This window comes from Pedobacter sp. KLB.chiD (assembly GCF_047040275.1).
In the GTDB taxonomy this organism is placed as follows: Bacteria; Bacteroidota; Bacteroidia; order Sphingobacteriales; family Sphingobacteriaceae; genus Pedobacter.
Genome location: NZ_CP178207.1, coordinates 272,333 through 295,828, shown reverse-complemented (window position 1 = coordinate 295,828; position 23,496 = coordinate 272,333). Strand labels below are relative to the sequence as shown.

9 protein-coding genes are annotated in these 23,496 nt (G+C 42.6%); 3 read left to right on the top strand and 6 right to left on the bottom strand.

The window, feature by feature from the left end:
- Position 1: 1 nt before the first annotated feature.
- The 5 genes from ACK1I8_RS01240 to ACK1I8_RS01220 all read right to left on the bottom strand — a co-directional run bounded on the left by ACK1I8_RS01240 (position 2) and on the right by ACK1I8_RS01220 (position 14,860).
- Positions 2-1,762, bottom strand: a complete 1,761-nt coding sequence (locus ACK1I8_RS01240; RefSeq protein WP_412467554.1) for a RagB/SusD family nutrient uptake outer membrane protein — start codon at positions 1,760-1,762, stop codon at positions 2-4.
- An 18-nt stretch (positions 1,763-1,780) separates the two neighbouring features.
- Positions 1,781-4,657 (bottom strand): SusC/RagA family TonB-linked outer membrane protein, encoded by a 2,877-nt coding sequence (locus ACK1I8_RS01235; RefSeq protein ID WP_412467553.1) that lies wholly within the window; start codon positions 4,655-4,657, stop codon positions 1,781-1,783.
- A 27-nt stretch (positions 4,658-4,684) separates the two neighbouring features.
- Complete coding sequence (locus ACK1I8_RS01230; protein WP_412467552.1) at positions 4,685-6,568, bottom strand: RagB/SusD family nutrient uptake outer membrane protein; 1,884 nt, start codon at positions 6,566-6,568, stop codon at positions 4,685-4,687.
- 10 nt (positions 6,569-6,578) lie between these two features.
- Entirely contained in the window at positions 6,579-9,653 is a 3,075-nt protein-coding gene (locus ACK1I8_RS01225) for a SusC/RagA family TonB-linked outer membrane protein (RefSeq protein ID WP_412467551.1), read from the bottom strand.
- Between the two features lie 1,073 nt (positions 9,654-10,726).
- The gene (locus tag ACK1I8_RS01220) at positions 10,727-14,860 is read right to left on the bottom strand and encodes a two-component regulator propeller domain-containing protein (RefSeq protein WP_412467550.1); all 4,134 of its coding nucleotides are present in this window, start codon (positions 14,858-14,860) and stop codon (positions 10,727-10,729) included.
- A 596-nt stretch (positions 14,861-15,456) separates the two neighbouring features.
- Between ACK1I8_RS01220 and ACK1I8_RS01215 the strand changes: the two genes are divergently transcribed.
- The 3 genes from ACK1I8_RS01215 to ACK1I8_RS01205 all read left to right on the top strand — a co-directional run bounded on the left by ACK1I8_RS01215 (position 15,457) and on the right by ACK1I8_RS01205 (position 20,205).
- The gene (locus ACK1I8_RS01215) at positions 15,457-16,545 is read left to right on the top strand and encodes an endo-1,4-beta-xylanase (RefSeq protein WP_412467549.1); all 1,089 of its coding nucleotides are present in this window, start codon (positions 15,457-15,459) and stop codon (positions 16,543-16,545) included.
- 132 nt (positions 16,546-16,677) lie between these two features.
- Complete coding sequence (locus ACK1I8_RS01210) at positions 16,678-18,057, top strand: glycoside hydrolase family 43 protein (protein WP_412467548.1); 1,380 nt, start codon at positions 16,678-16,680, stop codon at positions 18,055-18,057.
- A gap of 75 nt (positions 18,058-18,132) precedes the next feature.
- Positions 18,133-20,205: an alpha-glucuronidase gene (locus tag ACK1I8_RS01205; RefSeq protein WP_412467547.1), complete on the top strand. Its 2,073-nt coding sequence runs from the start codon at positions 18,133-18,135 to the stop codon at positions 20,203-20,205.
- 817 nt (positions 20,206-21,022) lie between these two features.
- Here the strand turns inward: ACK1I8_RS01205 and ACK1I8_RS01200 are convergent.
- Positions 21,023-23,485 carry a glycosyl hydrolase family 95 catalytic domain-containing protein gene (locus ACK1I8_RS01200; RefSeq protein WP_412467546.1) on the bottom strand — a complete coding sequence of 821 codons (2,463 nt, stop codon included), beginning with the start codon at positions 23,483-23,485 and terminating at the stop codon, positions 21,023-21,025.
- Positions 23,486-23,496 lie beyond the last annotated feature (11 nt).

Below are 23,496 nucleotides of genomic sequence, written 5' to 3'. Positions count from 1 at the left end.
TTTACCAGCCTGCGTTCTGGATAAGATTATTGTACTTTAAAATTTCACTGTAAGGTATCGGCCCATAAATCATAAAGGGCTGATAAACCCGGTTTTCTACATTAATCGGGGTAAATGTTGTCCCGGTAATGCTTACGCCCTGAGCCACCTCGTTCAGGCTGGCATTCCATCTGCGCAGATCCCAGAAACGAAAACCTTCAAAACACAGTTCCAGGCGACGTTCGTTGCGGATCAGTTCTCTCATTTTTACCTGATCTGATTTGATTGATTCCAGGTAAGGATCGTTATTGGTTGTACCTACCCCTGCTCTCCGGCGGATCGCTTTGATCACATCATAAGCTGAATAGGCATTATTACCGCCATTTAAAGGCCCCCAGGCTTCATTCGCAGCTTCAGCATACGAGAGATAGATTTCTGTATACCGAATGCGTGGATTATAATGTTTCTGGTTGGTGGTTGATGAAGGGTTAAGGTTTACATCCTGCCTAAGCAGTTTACGCATGTAATATCCGGTACGGGTAGAAGTTTCTACTTTATTCAATGCATCATTGGTAGGTCCGTTAAGCGTGGTATTAATAGCGCTACCAGCAGTTCCTGCCGTACCCCCATTCACCAGGATGTATAACTTCAACCTTGGATCGCGGTTATCATAAGGACTGGATGCAGAAAAGCCACTGTTGGCATTTCCGATAGGATAGCCGTTCGCCATTGGGAATGCATTCACCAGATTTTGCGTCGGATTGATCCGGCCGCTGCCAAAAAGTGTTGGCGGAAAGTTATTTCTTTCCAGATCATTACTACTGCCCACATCGGTTCGCCATAAAATTTCGGAAGGGTTTACGCCCGATGCCAATCCATCTATACCGGCATCCCGGTCATACCATTTAATGTCGTTCGCAGTCAGGTTCACCAATCCACCCCTCAAATTAATTACAGCGGCCGCATCATTTGCTGCTTTTTCCCATTTGGCAACTGTTGAGGGGTTAAATGCCGGACTTGCGGCCAGCAACGACGCTTTCGCCCGGATGGCTTTCGCAATACGTGCCGTTACACGCCCCCTGAAATAGTAGCCAAAAGCACGGTTATAGTTATCTTTTCCTACTCCTGAATATTTAGCAGGCACCTGCGCATCACTGGCAACATCCTCAAAATCAACAGGCAATAGTTGTTCAGCCATATCCAGATCGCGATAAATTTGCTCCATAGCCGCATCAAATGTGGTTCTGGGTTTATTGAAATCGGCATCCTGGCCTTCTGGTTGCAATACAACAGGAATACCAAGCAGTTGCCCGTTATTGCCCTTACCAGCATGCGCCTGCAAAAGGTAATAATTAAACAGGGCACGTAGTGCATAACCCTCTCCTTTCATCCGGTCGTTAAACATTCGGTTAATATTGGGTTCAACGGCCCATTTCACCTGGTCGGTTACCGAGAAAAACAGGTTGAGGTATTGTATAGCAGCACGCGAATTGGTCCACTGAGAAAGTGGGTTGTTTATTGCCGTCCATTGCCCGGTAGCAATTTTCAGGTAAGCATTATTGCGGTCGTTGCTCACGGCATCATCGGTAGCTACATCATTAAACGACCAGCTATTGGTGGGTATACGGGCATAACCATTCAGGAGCAAACCCTGGGCATAGGTTGCATTATTGTAAGTACTTTCCAGATCAAGATTATTCTCGATTTCAGGTTTTAACATATCCTTGCAGCCAACAGCGAAAAGCAATACTGCCAAACCGATCAGAAGTTGTATTTTTTTCATATCTATTTGTTATCAGGGTTAAAACAAAGCCTTTACACCAAGGTTATAAAACCGGGTTTGAGGTGAGGTATTGACGTTAAGTTCCAGTATTTCTCGTTCTGGCGCAATGGTAAGGAGGTTCATACCGCTGGCATAAATACCTAATTCCCTTACGAATCCGTTACGGAACAAGTTTGCAGGAAACTGGTAAGATAACTGCACTTTCGACAAATCAAAACGGTTCGTACTATATAGCCAGAAATCTGATGAGCGGAAATTATTATCGCTGCTTGCTGTCGTCAACCGTGGATAGGTTGCTGTAGCTTGTGTTTCAGGCGTCCAGCGGTCTCTAACCGCTATGGAGTATTTATCTTCGCCATCAACCCAGAAATAATTACTGTTTTTCATCGCTTTTGCCCCATAACGGCCGGTACCCAAAACAAAAAGGGTTAAATTTTTCCATTTCGCAGTCAGGTTTACGCCCAGAGTCATTGGTGCGCCTAGCCATCCGCCTTTACCCAGGTAAACTTCATCCCTGGTATCAATAATGCCATCACCATTCTGATCTTTGTATTTTAAATCTCCGGGTTTAACCTGACCAAAAGACTGGGCAGGCGAAGCAGCTATATCAGCTGTGCTGGTAAAGAAGCCCATACTTTGTAGTCCCCAAAGTGCATCAAGTGGTTTTCCCGCACGGTTCAGGTAATCAAACTGGTAAGATTCGGCACGTTTGGTGGCTTTGGTATCGTAATAGGTACCGGTTACTCCCAGAGTCCAATCTATCTCTCCGATTTTTTTATTCATCCTGATGCCAAAATCGAATCCTCGGCGCTGATCGTTATCATAATTGACATAAGGGATATCCGAATATACCGGAAATCCTGTAGTCAGATAGGAAGGGTAAAGTACACCTGGTTGTACCACATTGCCACGCGTTTGATTGAAAAATGCAGAAGCCGTAAAGTTGATCAGGTTTTTATAGAACGATCCTTCCAGACCGATATTAATCTCTCTTCTCTGCGGAAACTTTAAATTAGGGTTATCTCCTCTTCTACGGTCAAAAGTATGTACCAATCCTCCATCACGCCAGCTGTACCATGCCGCATCATTATAGGTAAAGTAGCCCTGGTAAAGGTTGTAATTGTTAATGTCGAGGTCAGTATTGAGGATTCCTGCAGAAGCCGTAACCTTCAACTGATCAACGGTTTCAGAATTTTTAAGAAAGGCTTCTTCACTAAGGCGCCACCCTAAAGAGATTGTCGGCGAAAATGCACCACGGTTAGCTGTTGGTAATTTTGCTGAATACACATACGCACCGCTGAAATCGGCATAGTAGCGGTGATCATAGTTATAACCCAACTGTAAACCCAGATTGGCGTTATTGGTAGCATGGTAAACCGAAGATTCGCTGATGTTAAAACCATAACCCAACAGTGATCCGGTAACATTATGCTTTTGTTTAAAAGTACGTGCATAATTAAACTGCCCTGAAAATGAGATGGTTTGGCGGTAGGCACTTCCGCTTACATTCTGTACGCCCGATCTGGCATCAATGCCATACTTTGTTAAACCCGAAATCTGGTCAAAGCCTGCGTAATTATTCCAGGCTGCTTCGTAAACCGAATAAGTATTATTATATGATTGGTTAAAACTGCTGGAATAATCAACGGCAAGCATGGTTTTAAAGCTCAATCCCTGCATCAGGCTGTTAAGGTCGAAATTTATTCCGGTATTAAACTGGAACTGACGCGAAACATTGCGGTTATAGCCTCCTGCATAAATACTGGCGAAGCTATTCGTCTGATCCAACTGGCTGCCACCCAAAAGGTAGCTACCATTGATGATGTTGCTGCTGTTATTGGCCTGTGCCAGCGACGCCGCATCACCGGGTTCGATCATGCTGATGGGAATAAGTGGTGCAAAACGGTACGGGCGAACCGTAGCTGCGCTTCCCCAATAATCGGTATTTACGCCTTTTCCGGTATAAAAACTGGCAGTAGCATCTACATTTAAGGAAATGATCTTATTCAGTTTTACATCAATATTTCCACGTACATTAAAACGGTTGGCACCGCTGTTTTTAACGGCTTCACCAAAATTCAATAGCGAACCTATTGACCAGTAACCGAGGTTGGTATAATAACGCGTTCGGTTGTTACCGCCTGAAATTTCTGCGGTCACATCATTTCGTCCGTAGCTGTTTCTCAGGTAATCTGAAGAATAGTAATCTACGTTAGGGTAGCGGTAAGGATTTGTTCCTGAGGCATAGTTGTATATGGTTTGCTGTGTATAAAGATCTGGTAATCCGTCATTGCGGCGCGCTTCATTATATAAGGTCATATATTCGGCAGAACCCAAAAATTGTGGATAGCTTTTAGGAACATGCAAACCTGCATTGGCCCTAACATTTACCTTTTGTTGATAATTACCTCCTCTTTTAGTGGTAATATACAATACACCCTTGGCTGCACGGCTGCCATATAGCGCTACTGCATTAACGCCTTTGAGTATGGTAATCTGGTCAATTTCCGTTGGCATAATGTTATTGATGTCTCTCGGAATCCCATCTACCAATACGAGGTAGCCACCCATTCCCCAAATGTTACCGTTAAAACCTGGCAAAAGTGCATCCAGGCCTTCAAGGCTGGAGGTGGTATAGTTTTTTTCCAGCATTTGAGAAAGATTTATTGCGGAAACATCACCTAAAAGGTCCCGTTTAGCCACCTTCCTGAATGCTACCTGCACAGAATCTACCTGCGGCATTACAAATATGGTATCTTGTGCCAGGCTTTCTGCGTTTGTGTTAACGGATTTATTATTTTTTCTGATCTGCCTATTGGTTTGCGCTGATCCTGCCGCCGGCAGTAAAAAGGCAACAGCGAGGCATAAGGCTGATATTATCTTGATCTGTTTCATTTCATTCGTTTGAATTAGTTTACGCCCTTACCAGCCCGGATTTTGTTTAAAATCTGCATACATGTTCACATCAGCATTTTTGAGTGGCAGCCAGTAATGTTTCTGACTAAACTTCCGCTCCAGGATAACCACTTCTTTTAGGTTTACCACCCGGTTGGCAGTAGGATCGGTAGTGCTGAAAGTTCCGCTACGGTCAAACTCAACTGATGTTTTTAAGGTGTAAGGTTTCTCGATCAACAGTAACCAGCGGCGAAGATCGTTAAAGCGGTGGCCCTCAAACGATAATTCTACGGCACGCTCTCTTCTTACCTCACCCAAAAACCCATCTACCGAAGTCAGGAACTTAGCTGCCACATTAGCTACTCCGGCCCTGGTGCGGATTACGTTGATGGCATCAACAGCTGTTTTGGAAAAACCGGGATCTTTACCTGTAGGCGAGTTGTATCCCATCAGCGCAGCTTCAGCATACATCAGGTATATATCGGCCAAACGCATATAAGGAACATAAATATGAAGGCTATTGCCATACGAATAACCATTATCGTATTTATTAGCCGTGATCGGAATAAATTTGCGCAAAACATAACCCGTTCTGCTTCCCGTACTTACATCACGGTAACTTCCGTTGGTGTATAAATTGGCATACCTGTTTTTTTCATCACTGGCACCCATGGCCCCTTGTACAAATTTTACACCGTCAAAAACGATATCATTGTAAAATCTCGGGTCTCTTCCTTTCCATGGATATTCCGGATTGTAACCCGATTCACTGTCGGCCCTGGTCACATCAGGGATCGGCAAGCCATTGGCCATACCATAATAATCCACATAATTAGCGGTAGGGGTAAACTTTAGGTCGCCTTCTGAAATCACTACCGGTGTATATTGCTTACTGGTTCCCCAGTTGGAATTATTGGCACTGAAAAACGGACCCCGGAATATGGCTTCGGTGCTTCCTGGTAAATCCCAGTTTTGCCCGCTGGTGTAAAAATTACGATAATAATTCTTAAATTCTACCAGTGCGTATTGTGTGGTACCACTTTCGGTAAGGGTAAGCAGCTCGGCAAATGCAGCTGCTGCTTTTTTACAGTATTCCGCATCATAGGTCTTGCTACCTGTCGATTCGAAATTCATCAACGGACTTCCGGCCCACAGGTAGTTTTTACCGAGGTAACCCAAAGCCATAATTTTATTGATCCGCAAGGCGTTTTTTCCCAGGGTACGTTTACCCGCTGTGGTATTGTCCCAGTTAACCGGTAAAATATCTGCAGCAGCCCTAAAATCTGCAGCAGCCTTGTCTGCACAGGCTTTATAGCTTAAACGTGGAAGCGTCAGTTTTGAATCTGTTGGTAAAACCGTATCTATGTAAGGTAAGCCACCAAAATATTCCATCAGCCTGTGGTGAAACCAACCACGGAAAAACAGCAGTTGCCCTTTAATGAGGTTTCTTTCCTCATCCGTGGCATCTGTCATCTTATCCATATTGGCCAGTCCCATATTTACTTTACTGATACCATACCAGGCCGCTTTCCAAAGATCCTTGTTAAAACGGTCGTTATTGGTGCTAAAATTATTACGGTTCATCCATCCCGATCCCCAGCCATCAAATTCAGATTGCCACCCCCAGAAATTCCCATCGTCTATTTTATGGATGAAATGAAAGTTTCCGGCGGTTGACGTGATCTCATCTTCACCCCAATTCCAGGAGTTGGTCCAATAGTTTGTGGTAAAATTTACTATACAGTTGTAAAGCTCTTCAGTGTAGCCCTGGAAATTGTTAAAATTCTTAAAAGCTTCTTTTTCCGAAATCACGGTTTCATCGGCTTTATCAAGGTATTTTTCACACGAAGAAAGGGATACTGTCGACCAGATAATGGTACAACATACTAAGGTTTTGATATATTTTTTCATGATTGTAGCATTAAAAAGTAATGTTGGCCCCAATGTTAAATCGCTTTACAGTTGGATAAGCACCTTGCGATGCCCAGCCAGTTCCTGCAAAATTGGATTCCCGGTCATCAGGCATTTTAGTCCATACATATAAATTGTTTCCGTTTACATATACCCGCAGCGATTCCATGCCGATACGTTTGATGAAGCTTTTACTTTTTTCGAAAGTGTAGGCCAGTTCGGCATTTTTTAACCGGATATAAGATCCGTCGTACATGTAGCGGTTACCAGAAGTATAACCACTGGCGGTAGACAGCCACCTGGGTAGTGGTACATCAGCATTGGGGTTATCTTTGCTCCAGTAAGATCCCTCATTGTACACCAGATGGTTCTGGCCGGCTAAACTGCTAAATACCACCTGACGGGTTACATTGTTTACGCCATAAAGCTGAACAAACAAACTAAAACCTTTCCAATCTACACCAAATGTAGCATTGTAGGTATTCTGAGGGTTTGATGGAAAGCCATAAGGAATATTATCTTTTGAATCGATAATACCATCGCCGTTATAATCGATGATGTAATAATTGCCCGGTAATTTTTGCCCGTCGTTATTATCGTGAATGGTGCTGCCATAAAGTTCATCCCAGGTATTGTAATTTCCTGCACTTACATAGGAATAACTCTGGCTGATTTGTTTGTTGGCCCTTTTCTGATATTCTGGCAACAATTGTGCGTCATCAGCTTCGATTACCTTATCCTTTGCATGTGTATAATTCAGGTTGGCCCAGAGTCTCCAGTTCTGTCCTAATCTTTTATTAAAGGCCAGCTCAAGCTCATAACCCTTATTTTCTACAATACCGAGGTTAGCCACCGGCGCATCAACACCGAAATAAGATGGGATGGCGCGGTTAGCACCGAGAATCAGGATGTCAGTACGGCGATCGCGGAAAAAGTCAGCCTTTCCGGTAACCATACCTCTAAAGAAACTATAATCAACACCAAAATTGGTTTTCTTTACTTTTTCCCAGTGTACATCCGGATTGCCAAGGGCTGATATCTTATACCAGTTGTACGGGCTTAATTCAGAACCCTCACCAGTTACACCGAGTTTGGTCTGACCACCATAGGCCCACTGCGTAAGGTAAAGCCAGCGACCACTTACATTATCATCACCAATGGCTCCATATGAAGCACGCAACTTAAGCATATCGATAAATTTCAGTGGTTTCATAAATTTTTCCTCACTCAGCATCCAGCCCAATCCTCCTGATGAAAAGAATGCGAAACGATTTTTAGCACTGAATTTTTCGGAGCCATTGTATGCACCGTTATATTCGATCATGTATTTGTTGGCATAATTGTAGGTAGTACGGAAAACCCAATCTTCACGGTAGTTTGGAATCTCACTTCCTGTTGCTACTTCATTCCGGTTGAAAAGGCCCATGGCCGTAATGTTGTGGTTGGCACCCAATTTTACAGCGTAATTGAGTTGGCCCTGATAGAATAATCGGCGCTGGGTAGACCAATCCTGTACAACACCACCGCTGGTAGTCCAGTTGATCCCATTTTGAAAATCAAAGCGGTTGGTTCCGTCAAATGCCTGCTCATAAGTGGTCAATCCGGTTTTTGGATCAATCCACTTGCTTTGGATACCATTATACAAATCATTAATACCTCTGTTTCCTTCGATAAATGAATTATCAAGCGCTATGGTACCTTTGAAGTTCAAACCCTTAATCAGCGATCCCAGGTCCTGGTCAAGCGTAAAGTCGGTGGTAATCCTGCTTGTAGTGGTATAGCCTACTCCACTAACGGCCAGGTTCCGTGCAGAGTTTAAACCTTTTTGCACATTAGGTGCATAATAACCCCATGTACCATCCGAATATTGCGGCATAAATACATCCGGAGCAGTAGAATAAGCGGAAATCCAGTAAGAATAATCGCTGTTTGAATTGCCCCACGGGCTTTTCTTCACCCCTCGAGAACCTGATAAATTTACTTTAAACAGCGTGGATTTGCTCAATTGGAAATCGAGGTTACTTCTTACATTTAACCTGTTAAAACCGTAACCCGGCTCATAACCGCGATCGTTTTTAAACGTGCGGAACAAATCGCCTTCATAAAGGTAATCGGCATTGGCAAAATATTTTACTTTGGAAGTTCCACCCGAAATGTTAAGGTTTAGATTGTTCGAAAGGGCATAATCCTTAAATAATACCTGGTCCCAGTTTACATTCGGATAGCGTTCTGATTCGGCTAAATTTGCCGGGTAACGGTATTTATAAATCGTCGCCTGTGGCAGATAATCGGCCCAGCTTTCGGGTTTGAGGGAAAGTTCATTTTCTATAGCCTGGTTCTTGATGGTCAAGGCATCATAAGAATCATATTTTCCCGGTAAACGCGATGGAGATTTAATTACATTATTGATGGTACCTCTGATAGATGCCTGCCCCTCGCGTCCACGTTTGGTGGTAATCAGGATTACGCCATTGGCTCCTCTTACCCCAAATACAGCAGTTGCAGATGCATCTTTCAAAACTGATACCGTTTCTACTGAACCGATATCGACACTGTTCATCGGGCGTTCAATTCCATCCACCAAAATGAGCGGACCGGTATTGTTCCAGGTACTTCGGCCACGGATCAGTATTTGAGGATCTTCCTCCCCTGGCATTCCTGTACTGGCAGTGGTAATCACACCTGGTACATTACCCGTTAATGCAGCACCTATGCTCGATACGCCACCCGCACGTTCCAATACTTTACCCGTAGTTTGTGCAATGGCAGCTACCACACTGGCCTTTTTCTGTGTACCGTAACCAATAACCACCACATCGTTAAGGGCCGATTGATCTTCTGAAAGCACAATTTTAAGGTTGTTCTTCCCCTTTGTAGATACCTCCTTGGTTACCATACCCACGTAACCAATAACCAGAATGGATTGATCGTTAGGAACGTTGATCACAAACCGACCGTCAATATCTGTTTGGGTACGGATATTGGTACCTTTAACAGTAACTGTAGCACCTATTATCGGGGTTTGCTTATTATCGGAGATTGTTCCGGTTACCTTTGTCTGCTGTGCAAAAGTGACTTTAATCATCAGCATTAAGGTTAGCATGGTTAAACAACATCTGTTAAAGAGTTGCCTTTTCAAAACCGGGTTATCCCCAGCAAAATACAATAGTATAATTCTTTTCATTTTTCGAAATCATTTATTGAGGGATGTTGGGTAAAATTGATGACGTCTGTTCGATATGGGATTTGGAACATTCATTTCCAGTAAGACGTTTCGAAAGAAAGCAATTCTCCTAAACGGAATTTTAAGTAAATCTCTTAGCATTATCTATTTGGTTAGTGTGTTTTAATAGAAGAAATTTAATCATCATTCTTTTCTTCAATAATGATTAGCTCTCCCCTTCAATTAAGTGATTTGCAGACAGTATGGTATCTTTTGATCATATAAATCCTTAAAAACAGCTATTATGTTGGTGGTTTCATCCCATTTCATTTTAAGGTCTTATTTTTATCATCAGCAGTTCCGGTCTGCGTAATTCACTACCGTATCGTTATTTGCTTTTATCAGTAGATGCCATTGGCATTCGAATCTTCCTACCCGATAATTTTAGGCAAAGCAATTGCACAATTATGCTTTAATGGATTTCGGGTTGAACCCTTGTACCTCAATACTTGCAGATAAATGAATTGTAAAAAGGGGATTTGCTTCATCTTCGCTACCTGAGGAAATTTAAAAAGAGCCTTATTTTCTATTTATCAGCAAGCCATTGCTTAGCCATTTCAGCATCTGTTTTACCTATCGCTCAATGGAATTGAAGATGGGCAAACTGAAGTTTTGGATTGGTATTGATTTGACATTGCCGGCGGGTTTGCCCCGGTTAGCGGGGTAAAATTGCTTTGGCCTTCCTCATAGAAGTTGATCAATTGATGAGTCATAGTTTTTAAGATTTATTTGGTTAATCCAAACATAGCTCAAAAACGAATTTGGAGGTTAGAATATTTGTGCATAAATGTGGTACAAATGTTTCTTCATAATAAATAACTGAAATACAGATAATTAGCTCTTAAAAAAAGCAAATAATGATATAAACTATCTGGATATTACATTTAGTAAAACGTTTTTACCAGCTAATAGCAATCGATTGCATAATGCTAATACTACTTAATTTCTATGCCAGCAGCACTATCTGGCTTACGGTACAGGTTTAAATATTCTGAAGGTTGCATGCCGAATTTTGATTTAAAAGATTTGGCAAAATAGTTTGGGGTGGCAAAGCCTGCCAGATAGGCAATCTGGGAAATATTCAGGTCGCTTTTTATTAATAATGCCGCAGCTTTATCAAGCTTTACTGATCGGATATATTCCACAGGCGAAAGTCCTGTTAATTCCAGCACTTTGTGGTAGAGCGAGCCCCGGCTCATCCCTACATTTTTGCTTAAATCTTCTACCGATAGCTGCGAGTTATTGATATTATCTTCAATGTACTTTAAAATATTCTTAAGTAATTTATCACCGTGCGATTCAACCAAAATCTCAGCCGTTTCCATTTTGATCTGTTTGGTATAAGTATTTTTAAGGGTACGGTTAAGAAGTAAAAGGTTTTTGATCTTAATATTGAGGATATCGATATTAAAAGGCTTGGTGAGGTAGTCATTCGCGCCAATTTCAAGCCCCGTTAGCTGTTCCTGCTCTGCGGTAAGTGCGGTTAACAGAATAACCGGAATATGTTTTGTTCTTTTATCTTCTTTTATTTTTTTACATAGCTCAATACCTGTCATATTTGGCATACTAATATCACTTACAATAAGCTCAGGATGGTTTGCCAGTGTTTTTTGCCAGCCTTCTTTACCATCGGCCGCTTCTACAATACGGTAATTCGCCTTCAGATTATCTCTCAGGTATTCCCTGAGGTCCTGATTATCTTCTACGAGGAGAATGGTGTGGATTTCTGCATCAGTTTCGCTCAGGTTTTTTTCTGAAACTTCTTCTCCAACCGTTAACGGGGCTTCGGTACCCGAAAAATTAAGGTTAAGCTTTTCAATATGATCTAGCAGCGGCAATGGCAGGGCAATCATAAAACGTGTACCTTTTCCAACTTCGCTTTGTAAATCGATGGTACCACCCTGGATTTTGACAAATTCTTTAATGATGGAAAGCCCGATCCCGCTTCCCTGGTTAAGAATAGATACCTCGGTATCGGCCTGAAAAAACCGCTCAAATACCTTCTGTTGCTCTTCCTCACTGATGCCAATTCCGGTATCGCTTACGGTAATCAGAACAGTTTCCTCCTGCCCATCCCGCGGTGTTCTTTTTAAGTCAACCGTGATCGTACCGCCTGATGGCGTAAATTTAAAGGCATTAGAAAGCAGATTGAATAAAATACGTTCGAGCTTATCATGGTCAAACTCCGTTGGATAGCTATCAAACTGTGTCTGAAAAGTGAGACTGATCGATTTACGTTCGCTTAAATCATTAAAAGATTCGATTACATCAGCAACAAAAGAAACCAGCTCGCCCGGGGTTTTATTGATTTTGAGCTCATTTTCTTCAATTTTACGAAAATCGAGAATTTGATTTACCAGGTTGAGCAGGCGACGGGCATTCCGTTTCACTATTTTAAGCGATGCATTTTTGGCCTCATCTCCCTGTTGCGAAAGCAGTTTCTCAACCGGCCCCAAGATAAGTGACAGCGGCGTACGAAACTCGTGGCTCAGGTTGGTGAGAAATTTAATTTTTAGTGAATCAAGCTCATGCAAACGCTCGGCCTCTTTTTTATCCTGCAAAATCTGCTGTTCAATTTTTGTTTTTTCCTGCATCAGCGCAAACTTTCTTTCCAGATTTTTGATGCCCCGGTGACGGATGTAAAGCAACGTACCGGCAATAGAAAGCAGGTAAAAGGCATATGCGTAGATGGTTCTCCACCATGGTGGATGAACAATTATCCTGATGGAAGATTCGGTCGTATTCCAAACGCCATCATTGTTGCTCGCCCGCACATGGAAAATATACTCTCCCGGATCGAGATTGGTATAAGAAACCGTTTTAGCCGTGCCCGCATCAATCCATTCTTTATTAAAACCTTCAAGCTTATAACTATAACGGTTTTGTTCCGGAGCAGTGTAATTTACACTCACGAAACTCAGTGAAAAATTTTGCTTATAATCCAGGTCTATTTCTTTTGCCACAGAAATATGATCGGTTATCGGTCCGTCCTCACTCGCCTCGATCACATTATTGGAAATTTTTAACTCGGTAAAAAGTACAGCAGGAACATTTTTGTTTTTTCTGAATCCGGCCGGGTTGAAGTAATTCATCCCTTCTGCGCCACCAAAAAATATTTCACCGTCTTTGCATTTTAAGGCTGCTCCCCTGATAAAGTTATTGTTCTGCACCCCATTATATATACCGTAGTTGCTAAATTTTTGCGTTTTCGGGTCAAAACGGCTAATTCCTTTGTTGGTACTCAACCAGAGATTATGATTATCATCTTCTACAATCGCATTGATCACATCATTTGCCAAACCGTTGCGTTCGGTAAAATTGATAAACTTGTTCGACTTTTGATCCAATAAATTTAAGCCACCTCCCGCAGTCCCGACCCAAATCCGTCCTTTCGAATCTTCCAGAAAAGCCTGGGCAATATCGCCCTTAAGGCCTGAGTTAACCTCGTTATAATGTTTAATAATTGTCTTATCTGCACTAATCATGGCTACGCCTGAACCATGAGAACCTATCCATATGTTTGCAAACCGGTCTTCTTTAATAAAACGGATGTAATTATTAAGCGGAAATTCACGGTCTTTGGGCGATTGCACTTTGCTGATATATCTAAAAACAACTTTGTGGTTAGCATCCATCACATTAATTCCACCTCCATTGGTCCCCACCCATATCAGTCCGTTTTTATCCTGGGTAATACAAAATACATCGTCAGAATTAAGGCCGGCATCTGTATTTGTTTTCCGGTAAGATGCCGCTTTGGTCAGCGTTGAATCCAGCACGGTCAGCCCATAGCCAAAGGTACCTACATAGAGTTTCTTGGAAGAACTGACAAAGAGCGACATCAGGGTTAAACGCGGGGGTAAACCCAATTTATCGAGGTTTACTTTGTGGAACAGGGAAGTATTCCGGTTGAAAATACTCAGTCCGCCTCCTTCTGTAGCTACATACAACTCTGTGTTGTTTTTAGACGCAAATGAAGTGACCACCGGTGCATTTAAACCATATACATCGAATGCATTGCTCCGTATAAGGTTAAAAAGGTTGAGGTTGCTATCAAACTTATTGATCCCCTCGCGGTATAAACCCAACCAATAGATGCCCTCCTTATCAATATACACACATTTTACACTGGTTCCCCTCAAACTATAAGGGTTCCTGGGGTTTGGGCGATATACCCTAACTTTTTTGGTGCGTGGATCAAAAACATTAAGGCCATCCTCCGTACCCAGCCATAACTGACCGGTTGGCGATACCGCTATACTTTGAACATTATTATCGCTCAGTGAATTGGGATCTTCGGGAAGGTGCTGATAGTTTTCAAACCCCATACCATCCGATTTAAGCATACTTAAGCCGGAAGTAGTACCAACCCAGATATTACCGTTGCCATCTTCAGCTAAAGACTTCACGATAGTGCCTGCCAGTTGCACGGGTTTATCTGCTGCAGACCCGATCCGGATAAAAGTAGAATTTTTTCGGTTAAAAAGATATAATCCCTCCTCTGTTCCTACCCACATCCGGTGTTTGCTATCTTCCATCAGGATGTTGATCATAGTTGGCGGAAGTTTGCCAAACTGGGCGGCAGCGATAGGAAACTTAGAAACTTTTTTGGTGTCTGGATCAAAAACATCAAGTCCTGTAAAGGTGGCCACCCAAATTTTACCTAAATAATCGCTGGTGATATACCTGATCAGGCTGTGACTAAAGCCAGTTGGGCTGTTTGAAGCATGATAATTGATAAAAGAATTTTTTCTTCTGTCAAAAAGGGCTAATGAACCTCCACTCGTCCCAAACCAAAGGTTTCCCTTACGGTCTTCATGAATGGCCTTGACCTCGTTAGCCTGAATGCTCGTAGAATCGTTTGCCTGATATTTATAGGTGGTAAAGTTGGTGCCGTCAAATTTATTTAATCCGTCTTCTGTACCAAACCACATCAATCCGTACCGATCTTTAAAAATTACGGTTACATTGTTTGAAGATAATCCGTTTTTCGAGGTAAGGGAGGTGAAGCGCAATTCAGGCTGTTGCGTTTTAGGCTGTGCAGCAGCTTTTCCAGCGCTAAAAAGCAAATAGATCCATAAGATTATTGATAGATATGCAGACCTTTTGAGCATAATTTAATGATTTTTCAGTATTAATAAAATTTCAACTTCAAAGGCGTACAAGAGCTGAACAATGCGCTAAAAGCTAAGGAAGATTCAAAATTATCTGGATACATGATCTATTTGGTTTAGTGACGGTAAGATAAAAAATTAATTTAGTTCAGAACAATACCGGCGTTGTACCGTATATTTTTTTAGCGCGATCAGGAGAAAAACTGCAAAAACAGAGATGGTAACGGTTATAATGTAAAATTTACTGGTACGCATATATATTTGGTTGAATAGCAAAGTCGGTTTCGTCCCATTAACACTTTAGGATAAAATCCGTTAAATTTAGACCTAAGTAAGCATACCAGCAGTCATATTTGTCAAAACAATAAGAACAGATGTTTAAAAATGCACCAAATGGCTAAAAATTAGAGGAATCAATAAACACATAAGCAACCGGGTCAGCATGTCATAAATTCATTACACGACATTTGTTTCCGAAAATTGACGATAAGAAGCTACATGAGGATAAAAAACATACGAATTTGCCCCTTTATCGCTTTACCTGATCGAATATGAGAAAACCACACATCATCTCCTATCTGGCTGTCCTGCTCCTTATCACTGGCCCAATGTTCAGTGCATATAAAAACAAGGATCTTGACGCCAAAGGATTGAAAGACTACTACCGGAAATATTTTCCTATCGGCGTGGCCGTTGCACCACGAGACCTTAGCGGCGATAAACGGAATCTGATTCTTAGCCAGTTTAACAGCATCACCTCTGAAAATGCAATGAAAATGGGGCCAATACATCCCATGGAAAATACCTATAACTGGAAAATTGCAGATTCTATAGCTTCTTTCGCCAGGATAAATGGCTTGAAGCTACGCGGCCATTGCCTGGTATGGCATAATCAAGCACCCCGCTGGCTATTCAAAAATGAAGATGGAAGCGTGGCCTCCAAAGAAACTTTGTTGAAAAGAATTCAAGCCCACATTAATACTGTGGTAAGCAGGTATAAAAAAGATATATATGCGTGGGATGTAGTTAACGAGGTTATCGCAGATGATTCTGCCTATTTCCGCAAATCGCCGTTATACCAGATTGCAGGCGAAGATTTTGTTGAAATGGCTTTTAGGTATGCCCACCAGGCAGATCCCAATGCCCAGCTGTTTTACAACGATTATAATACAGAACAGCCACTAAAACGTGAAAAAATTTACCGGATGCTTAAAGGCCTGCTGGCTAAAGGCGTTCCGATCCATGGCGTCGGACTCCAGGGACATTGGTCCGTCAATAATCCGAGCCGTTCTGAATTGGAAAAATCCATAGCCCTTTTTTCTTCCCTGGGGCTTAAAATCCAGGTCACAGAGCTGGATGTATCAGTATATGATGGCCACCAGGGTGGACAATTGATTAAGGACAATGCGCAACAGGCAGTTGCAGCATTTACCCCTGAAATGGAAGAAAAGCAGTTGCAACAATATAAAATGATCTTTGATGTCCTGCGTAAACATAAAGACCATATTACCGGTGTAACTTTCTGGAACTTATCAGACCAATATAGCTGGCTGGATAACCGGGGCCGCAAAAACTATCCATTACTGTTTGATCAGGAACTTAAGCCGAAAAAGGCCTATTTCGAGGTCACGAAATTTTAACTAATAAGCAGAAAAACATCAATTCAACCCTAATTATCAGTTAAAAACGGCTTTCTTATTACCAAATACCATTACTTTCACCACGGAAGCAAAAATTTCCCTGATAGATAAAAGTCTATAAGTTAACTCAACATGAAAAAACGAATTAAAATATCATTTATACCCTGTATTCTATTTGTCTTTCTTTTAATCCTGACTAAACATGCGCAAGCTGATGATCATATTGCCGGCCACCGGCATCTGGCAGACCCGGCCACACTGGTCTATAACGGGAGGGTTTATCTTTATGCCTCAAACGATGATGACAACTCGGATGATAAGGATAGCGGATACAGAATGAAATCGATCGTTTGCATTTCCAGTAGCGACATGAAAAACTGGACCGACCATGGTGTAGTGTTTGAGGCGCCGCGTGATGTAACCTGGGCCGCCAGAACCTGGGCGCCTTCGGTTATTGCCAGAAACGGCAAAATTTATCTGTATTTTGGCAATGGTGGCTCAGGGATTGGCGTCGCTACAGCTTCCTCCCCAATCGGCCCATTTAAAGACCCTTTGGGCAAAAAGTTAATTGATAATGAAACTCCCGGTGTACAGCCTGCAAAAAACATGTGGTTGTTTGATCCAATGGCTTTTTTAGACGATGATGGACAGGCCTATCTATATTTTGGGGGAAATGGTGAAGACAATATGCGGGTAATTAAATTAAATGAAGATATGATCAGCGTAAACGGTCGGGCAAGTTCATTTCATGTACCCGCTTTTTTTGAAGCTTCATGGATGCATAAAAGAAATGGCAAATACTATTTTTCATATTCTTCTAATCCTAAGGCTGAAATGCGGATTGATTATATGATGAGTAAAAATCCAACCACCGGATTTGTTTACAAAGGTATTATAGGCGCACAGCCACCCCATAATAACAACAATAATCACCACGGCATATTTGAATTTAAAGGGAAATGGTACCATGCCTATCATAACAGGGTTGTAGCAATAAAAAAGGGTATTCCTCCGGTTTACAAAAGGAATTTGGCTATTGAAGAGTTAAATTACCAGCCTGATGGTTCGATTGTTCAAATCACTTATACCGCAAATGGTGTAACGCAAATTGGTGCTGTAAATCCTTATCAACGCAACGAGGCCGAAACCCTGCAAGACCAAGATGGGATCATGACCAAAAATACGGCTGACGGCGGGATGCTGGTTTCGGACATGAAAAATAACAACTGGATCAAAATTCAAGGAGTAGACTTTGGTAAAAGAGGGCCAAAGCGTTTTAGCGCTCAGGTAAGCGGCCTGTCACCAGGTACGATTCTGGAAGTACGCGCAGGCAGTTTAGATGGGAAACAAATTGCAAAACTGGTTTCAACTGGCAAACAGGCAGCTGGCTTACAACTCTATACCGCAAAAGCGGAGCCCATTAAGGAGAAACAAGATCTGTACCTTGTGGTATCGGGCGATGATACGGCAAAAGGAATTGATATAGACTGGTGGCGTTTTCAGCAGCGTTAAACATTCGGTCATTAATCTCAATAGGAGCAAAAAGATTTGGCCACAGTAGCAGAATCGGATCAAATAGACTGTAGCATGATTATAAAAGGGAAAAAGGCATATATTAAAAGGGCGATTATTGTTGCATTGCTGATGCTAAGCCAGGCCGCCATATTAAAAGCCGACGATGGCCACGCCCTGTGGCTTCGAAACCATTCGGCCGTAAAAGTTGATATTTCCAGTGCAATCCAATCCGCTACTGTAAATCTGGCTATAGCTGAACTCAGAAATGGCTGGTTGGGTAAGGAGAATATGGCCATCAAACTTAACCTAAGTAAAAATCCGGCGATCAAGGGAGATGGCTTTCAGCTGGAAGAAAGTGCAATCAACGCCCGCACAGAACTGGGTTTGTTATATGGTGCCTACGAATTGTTGAGGCGCCAATACCTTAACCTTCCGCAACGCCATTTTATTTCAAATCCATCCTACTCCAGGCGAATTCTAAACCATTGGGATAATTTGGATGGCAGCATTGAAAGAGGTTATGCCGGAAGTTCGATCTTTTGGGGCAATACTGCCAATGGATTGGATATTACTGTTAAGGACCGGGAAAAATGGAAAGCCTACGCCCGGGCAAATGCATCAATTGGGATTAACGGCGCGGTTTTAAACAATGTAAATGCCTCAGCCAAAGTCCTGTCCCGGGCTTATCTGGAAAAAGTAAAGACAATTGCAGAAAGCCTGCGTCCTTACGGGATAAAAACTTATTTATCCGTTAATTTTTCATCGCCTGTTCTTATCGGCAAATTAAAAAAAGCTGATCCTTTGGATCCTCAGGTCAAACAATGGTGGAAAGATAAAGCAACAGAAATTTACAAACTCATTCCCGATTTTGGAGGATTTCTGGTTAAAGCCAACAGCGAAGGACAACCTGGCCCACAGGATTACGGAAGAACCCACGTGGATGGCGCAAACATGTTGGCTGATGCCCTGGCCCCTTTTGATGGAATCGTGATGTGGCGTGCCTTCGTTTATAATCCATCTCCGGAAGACAGAACCAAACAGGCTTATAAAGAATTTTTACCGCTGGATGGCGCCTTTAAAAAAAATGTAATTTTACAGGTAAAAAACGGCCCGCTTGATTTTCAGCCCAGGGAACCTTTTAGCCCCTTATTTGGCGCGATGAAGAAAACACCAGTGATGCCTGAATTCCAGATCACTCAGGAGTATTTGGGCGGCTCCAGGCAATTGGTTTTCCTCTCTGCCTTATGGGAAGAATGTTTAAACAGCGATACTTATAAAAATGGGAAGGGCAGTACCGTTGCCGCCTGCACCGATGGCTCATTAAGCAAAACAGATTTTACCGCCATTGCAGGCGTAGCTAATATTGGCAACGATGTAAACTGGACCGGACATACTTTTGCCCAGGCAAACTGGTATGCTTTCGGACGCCTGGCCTGGAATAACAAACTTGAAAGCAAAACAATTGCCGAAGAATGGATAAAACAGACTTTTCTGGATGATAAAGAAAAGAAAACCGATGCCAACTTTCTTAAAACCACTCAAGAGATGATGCTGGAGAGCAGAGAAGCCGCTGTTGATTATATGATGCCACTGGGACTGCATCATATTTTTGCCGAAGGCCATCATTATGGGCCGGCACCTTGGTTTTCCAATGATAAAATCCGTCCGGACTGGACCTCGGTTTATTACCACAAGGCAGACACCGTAGGGATAGGTTTTGACAGGACCAGAAGCGGAAGTGATGCGGTTGATCAATATCATGAGCCATTAAGCTCCACCTTTAATAACCTCTCCAGCTGTCCGGAAATGTACCTGCTCTGGTTTCACCACGTGCCATGGTCTTTCCGTTTAAAAAACGGTAAGGATTTATGGACGGAACTGTGCATCCGTTATGACCATGGTGTTCAAAAAGTGAGATCTTTTCAAAAAGACTGGGACAAACTAAAGGGATCGATAGACAATGAACGCTTTGCAGAAGTGCAATCCAAGCTCAGAACGCAAAGCAGAGATGCCCAAATCTGGAAAGATGCCTGTTTGCTTTACTTCCAGCAGTTTAGCAGAAGGGAAATTTCATTTGAAATTGAGCGCCCTGTACATGACCTTCAATCGCTAAAGGAACTGACCAAAAGCCGGGATTATCAGTAAGAGTATGATCAATATAGAATTGTGTCCCTAAAGATTTATTTTACACCTTCAGACCGTCATTTCGAGCGGAGTGCAACGCAGTCGGGAGCCACGTAAGTGCTCAGCGAAGCTAAATCTATTTCGATGGATTCACGAACCGGAAAGCTCAGCGATACAAAATCCGTCCAAACCGTCACCCTGAACTCGTTTCAGGGTCTTTCAGTTGAGATGAATGACTAGCTTTTGGGATCAATCAAATGCAGTGTAACGCGGTTGAAAAATTTCCTGGATAGATCCCTCTGTTTAAGCTCACGCTCGTTTCCAAACGACCGTTAAATAAAATGTGTTTTAAACACAAAACGATAAAATCGTTAAACTACTTCCGCACTCGTTAAAAACGAGCGCGGCCTTTGAATCCATTCCGTAACGTCTCCGAGATATCGTCACCCTGAACTCGTTTCAGGGTCTTTCAGTTGAGATGATGACTAGCTTTTGGGATCAATCAAATGCAGTGCAACGCGGTTGAAAAATTTCCTGGATAAATCCCTCTATTTAAGCTCACACTCGTTTCCAAACGACCGTTAAATAAAATGTGTTTTAAACACAAAACGATAAAATCGTTAAGCTACTTCTGCACTCGTTAAAAACGAGCGCGAGCTTTGAAAAGCAAAATCCATTCCGTAACGTCTCCGAGATATCGTCACCCTGAACTCGTTTCAGGGTCTTTCAGTCGGGATAACGATTAGTTTATTGTAATTATCAATGCCATTAACATCCCCGCTTCTTTCCTTCCTTCGCGCTAAACTTTGCGAACTTTGCGGTTAAAAAGAGAGTACTTTTATTTTTTAAACAGCGTATAGGTTTTCCCCATAGCTGTTTTAATATCATACAGTTGCGTTTCGGGCAAATCAACCGTTACAGCAGGTGCCAGTTTAGAAATAGTTGGTTTTGGCACTTTTGTCATGAAGAAAAAGGGATTTTGGTTCTCACCAATGGCATTTTTGGCTTCAAGATTAGCTAAATTTAACTCATTTGGCACCCTGATCCGTAAATTTCCGCCCAAATGCGATTTAATCACCAATTTCGTAATCCTGCCATTTAGCCATTCCAGTTTAACAATTTCAAATCCTCCCTTAGCCCTTAAACCGTTAACATATCCATTTGCTTTCCATACATCGGGCAGTGCCGGCAATAGTTGAATGGCACCGTTGTCCGATTGCATCAGCATTTCCGCGATACCGGAAGTACATCCAAAATTACCATCAATCTGAAAAGGCGGGTGCGCATCAAAAAGATTATTGTAGGTACCACCACCCGCCTGGTTGCCTCCAACGGGTGTTAGCTGGTTCTGAATAAGTTTATAGGCGTGGTTTCCATCCAGCAGTCTTGCCCACCAGTTCACTTTCCATCCCATGCTCCATCCTGTAGAAACATCACCGCGCTGGATAAGTGTTTTTTTAGCTGCAGCATACAACTCCGGTATTTGATATGGCGATATCTGAGCGGATGGAAATAAGCCATATAAATGAGATACATGCCGGTGATGATCATTTGGATCGTCGATATCATCGATCCATTCCTGCAACTGGCCATATTTTCCAACCTGCATTGGCGGGAGCTGGCTGCGCATTTTTTTCAACGTATCCACCAGGGCTTTATCTTCACCGAGAATCGCTCCCGCACGGATCACAGTGCTAAAAACATCGTATATAATCTGATTACTCATCGTTGTTCCGGCATCAAGCGAGGAACCCTGATGTGCCGGTGGAGCATTTTCAGGAGACATATCTGGATTAATGACCAAAAATCCTCTTTCAGGATCTTTAACCAGAAAATCAACATAAAACATCGCTGCCCCCTTTAAAGTTGGATAGACTGATTTAAGAAATGACCGGTCTCCACTGTAAAGATAGTGTTCCCAAAGGTGCTGACTGGCCCAGCCACCGCCATGCGTCCAGGCGCCCCAGAATGCGCCATCAACAGCACCGGTCGTTCTCCAGATGTCCGTATTGTGATGTGCCATCCATCCCCTGGCTCCGTACATATCGTGGGCAGTTTGCTTTCCTGTTTCTCCCAGTTCCTGAACCATTTTTAAAAAAGGTTCATGCAGTTCGGCCAGATTGGTTTTCTCGGCAGGCCAGTAGTTCATCTCTGCATTAATATTAATGGTATACTTACTGTCCCAGGGTGGATATAATTTATTATTCCAGATGCCCTGCAGATTGGCAGGCTGTCCCCCGGGCTGGGAGCTCGAAATAAGCAGATAACGTCCATATTGAAAATACAGGGCAGCAAATTGCGGATCGTTAACCGAATTGAAATTCTTGAGTCTGATATCTGTAGGTACCTGTTCAAAATCGCTTGTCCCTAACGATAAATCTACCCGGTTAAAATATTTATGATATTGTAATTGATGTGCTTTTAAAATGCTCTCAAATTTTTTCGGCAAGGCACGGTTTAACATTTCCCTGGCCTTTAACTTTTCATCCCCGCTGATATCTTTGTAATTGATAAAATTGGTGGCAATAGCTAAATAAATGGTTACCGCATTGGCATTTTCAACAACAATTGTACGTTCCGTGTTGGAAATTTTGCCGCCAGTATTCTGAAATGCCGCAATCCCATCAAAACGGACGAGCCCTGGTACGCCCTCATGTGAGGTAGAGGTTCCGGTAATTTCAATTTGCCCGGGCACTTGTGTATTCATTTTCGCACCGGGCTGCAGAGAAGATAATGAAGCTGTAAAACTTAATGCACCTGGTTTACTCGAGCGAAGCTCAACGGCAATCACACCATCAGCCAGTGAGGCCAGAACACGCCGGCTGTAAACCACATCTTTAACTTGGTAAGTGGTGGTGCTTACCGCATTACTGATGTCTAATTCGCGGTAGAAGTTGGTATAGGTTTCATGACCAGCAAAATCAAGGTGCAAATCTGCAACGGGTTGAAAAATCTGTCCCTGCGACTTTTTGCTGATGATCGCTTTATTGGCAAGCTGTTCTGCCTGTTTTTGTTTGCCTTCAAAAATAAGCGTTCTAATGCGGGCCAATGAATCTAATGCCAAAGGATTATCATTTCGGTTGGGGCTGCCGCTCCAAAGGCTATGCTCGTTTAACTGAATAATTTCATTAACCACATTTCCATAAACCATTGCGCCAAGCCTACCGTTACCCACAGGTAATGCATTCTCCCAAATTTGGCCAGACGGGCTGTTATACCATAGCTTTAACTTTGGTTTTTGCTGCGCAAGGCTTGATAAAACTACAGTAATGAATAGCAGTAGGGACGCTAATTTTTTCATAGAAAAGAATA

What these genes read in the sequence shown, in the direction of transcription:
- ACK1I8_RS01240 (WP_412467554.1), bottom strand. Translation starts at nt 1,762, where the DNA reads ATGAAAAAAATACAACTTCTGATCGGTTTGGCAGTATTGCTTTTCGCT.
- ACK1I8_RS01235 (WP_412467553.1), bottom strand. Translation starts at nt 4,657, where the DNA reads ATGAAACAGATCAAGATAATATCAGCCTTATGCCTCGCTGTTGCCTTT.
- ACK1I8_RS01230 (WP_412467552.1), bottom strand. Translation starts at nt 6,568, where the DNA reads ATGAAAAAATATATCAAAACCTTAGTATGTTGTACCATTATCTGGTCG.
- ACK1I8_RS01225 (WP_412467551.1), bottom strand. Translation starts at nt 9,653, where the DNA reads ATGATTAAAGTCACTTTTGCACAGCAGACAAAGGTAACCGGAACAATC.
- ACK1I8_RS01215 (WP_412467549.1), top strand. Translation starts at nt 15,457, where the DNA reads ATGAGAAAACCACACATCATCTCCTATCTGGCTGTCCTGCTCCTTATC.
- ACK1I8_RS01210 (WP_412467548.1), top strand. Translation starts at nt 16,678, where the DNA reads ATGAAAAAACGAATTAAAATATCATTTATACCCTGTATTCTATTTGTC.
- ACK1I8_RS01205 (WP_412467547.1), top strand. Translation starts at nt 18,133, where the DNA reads ATGATTATAAAAGGGAAAAAGGCATATATTAAAAGGGCGATTATTGTT.
- ACK1I8_RS01200 (WP_412467546.1), bottom strand. Translation starts at nt 23,485, where the DNA reads ATGAAAAAATTAGCGTCCCTACTGCTATTCATTACTGTAGTTTTATCA.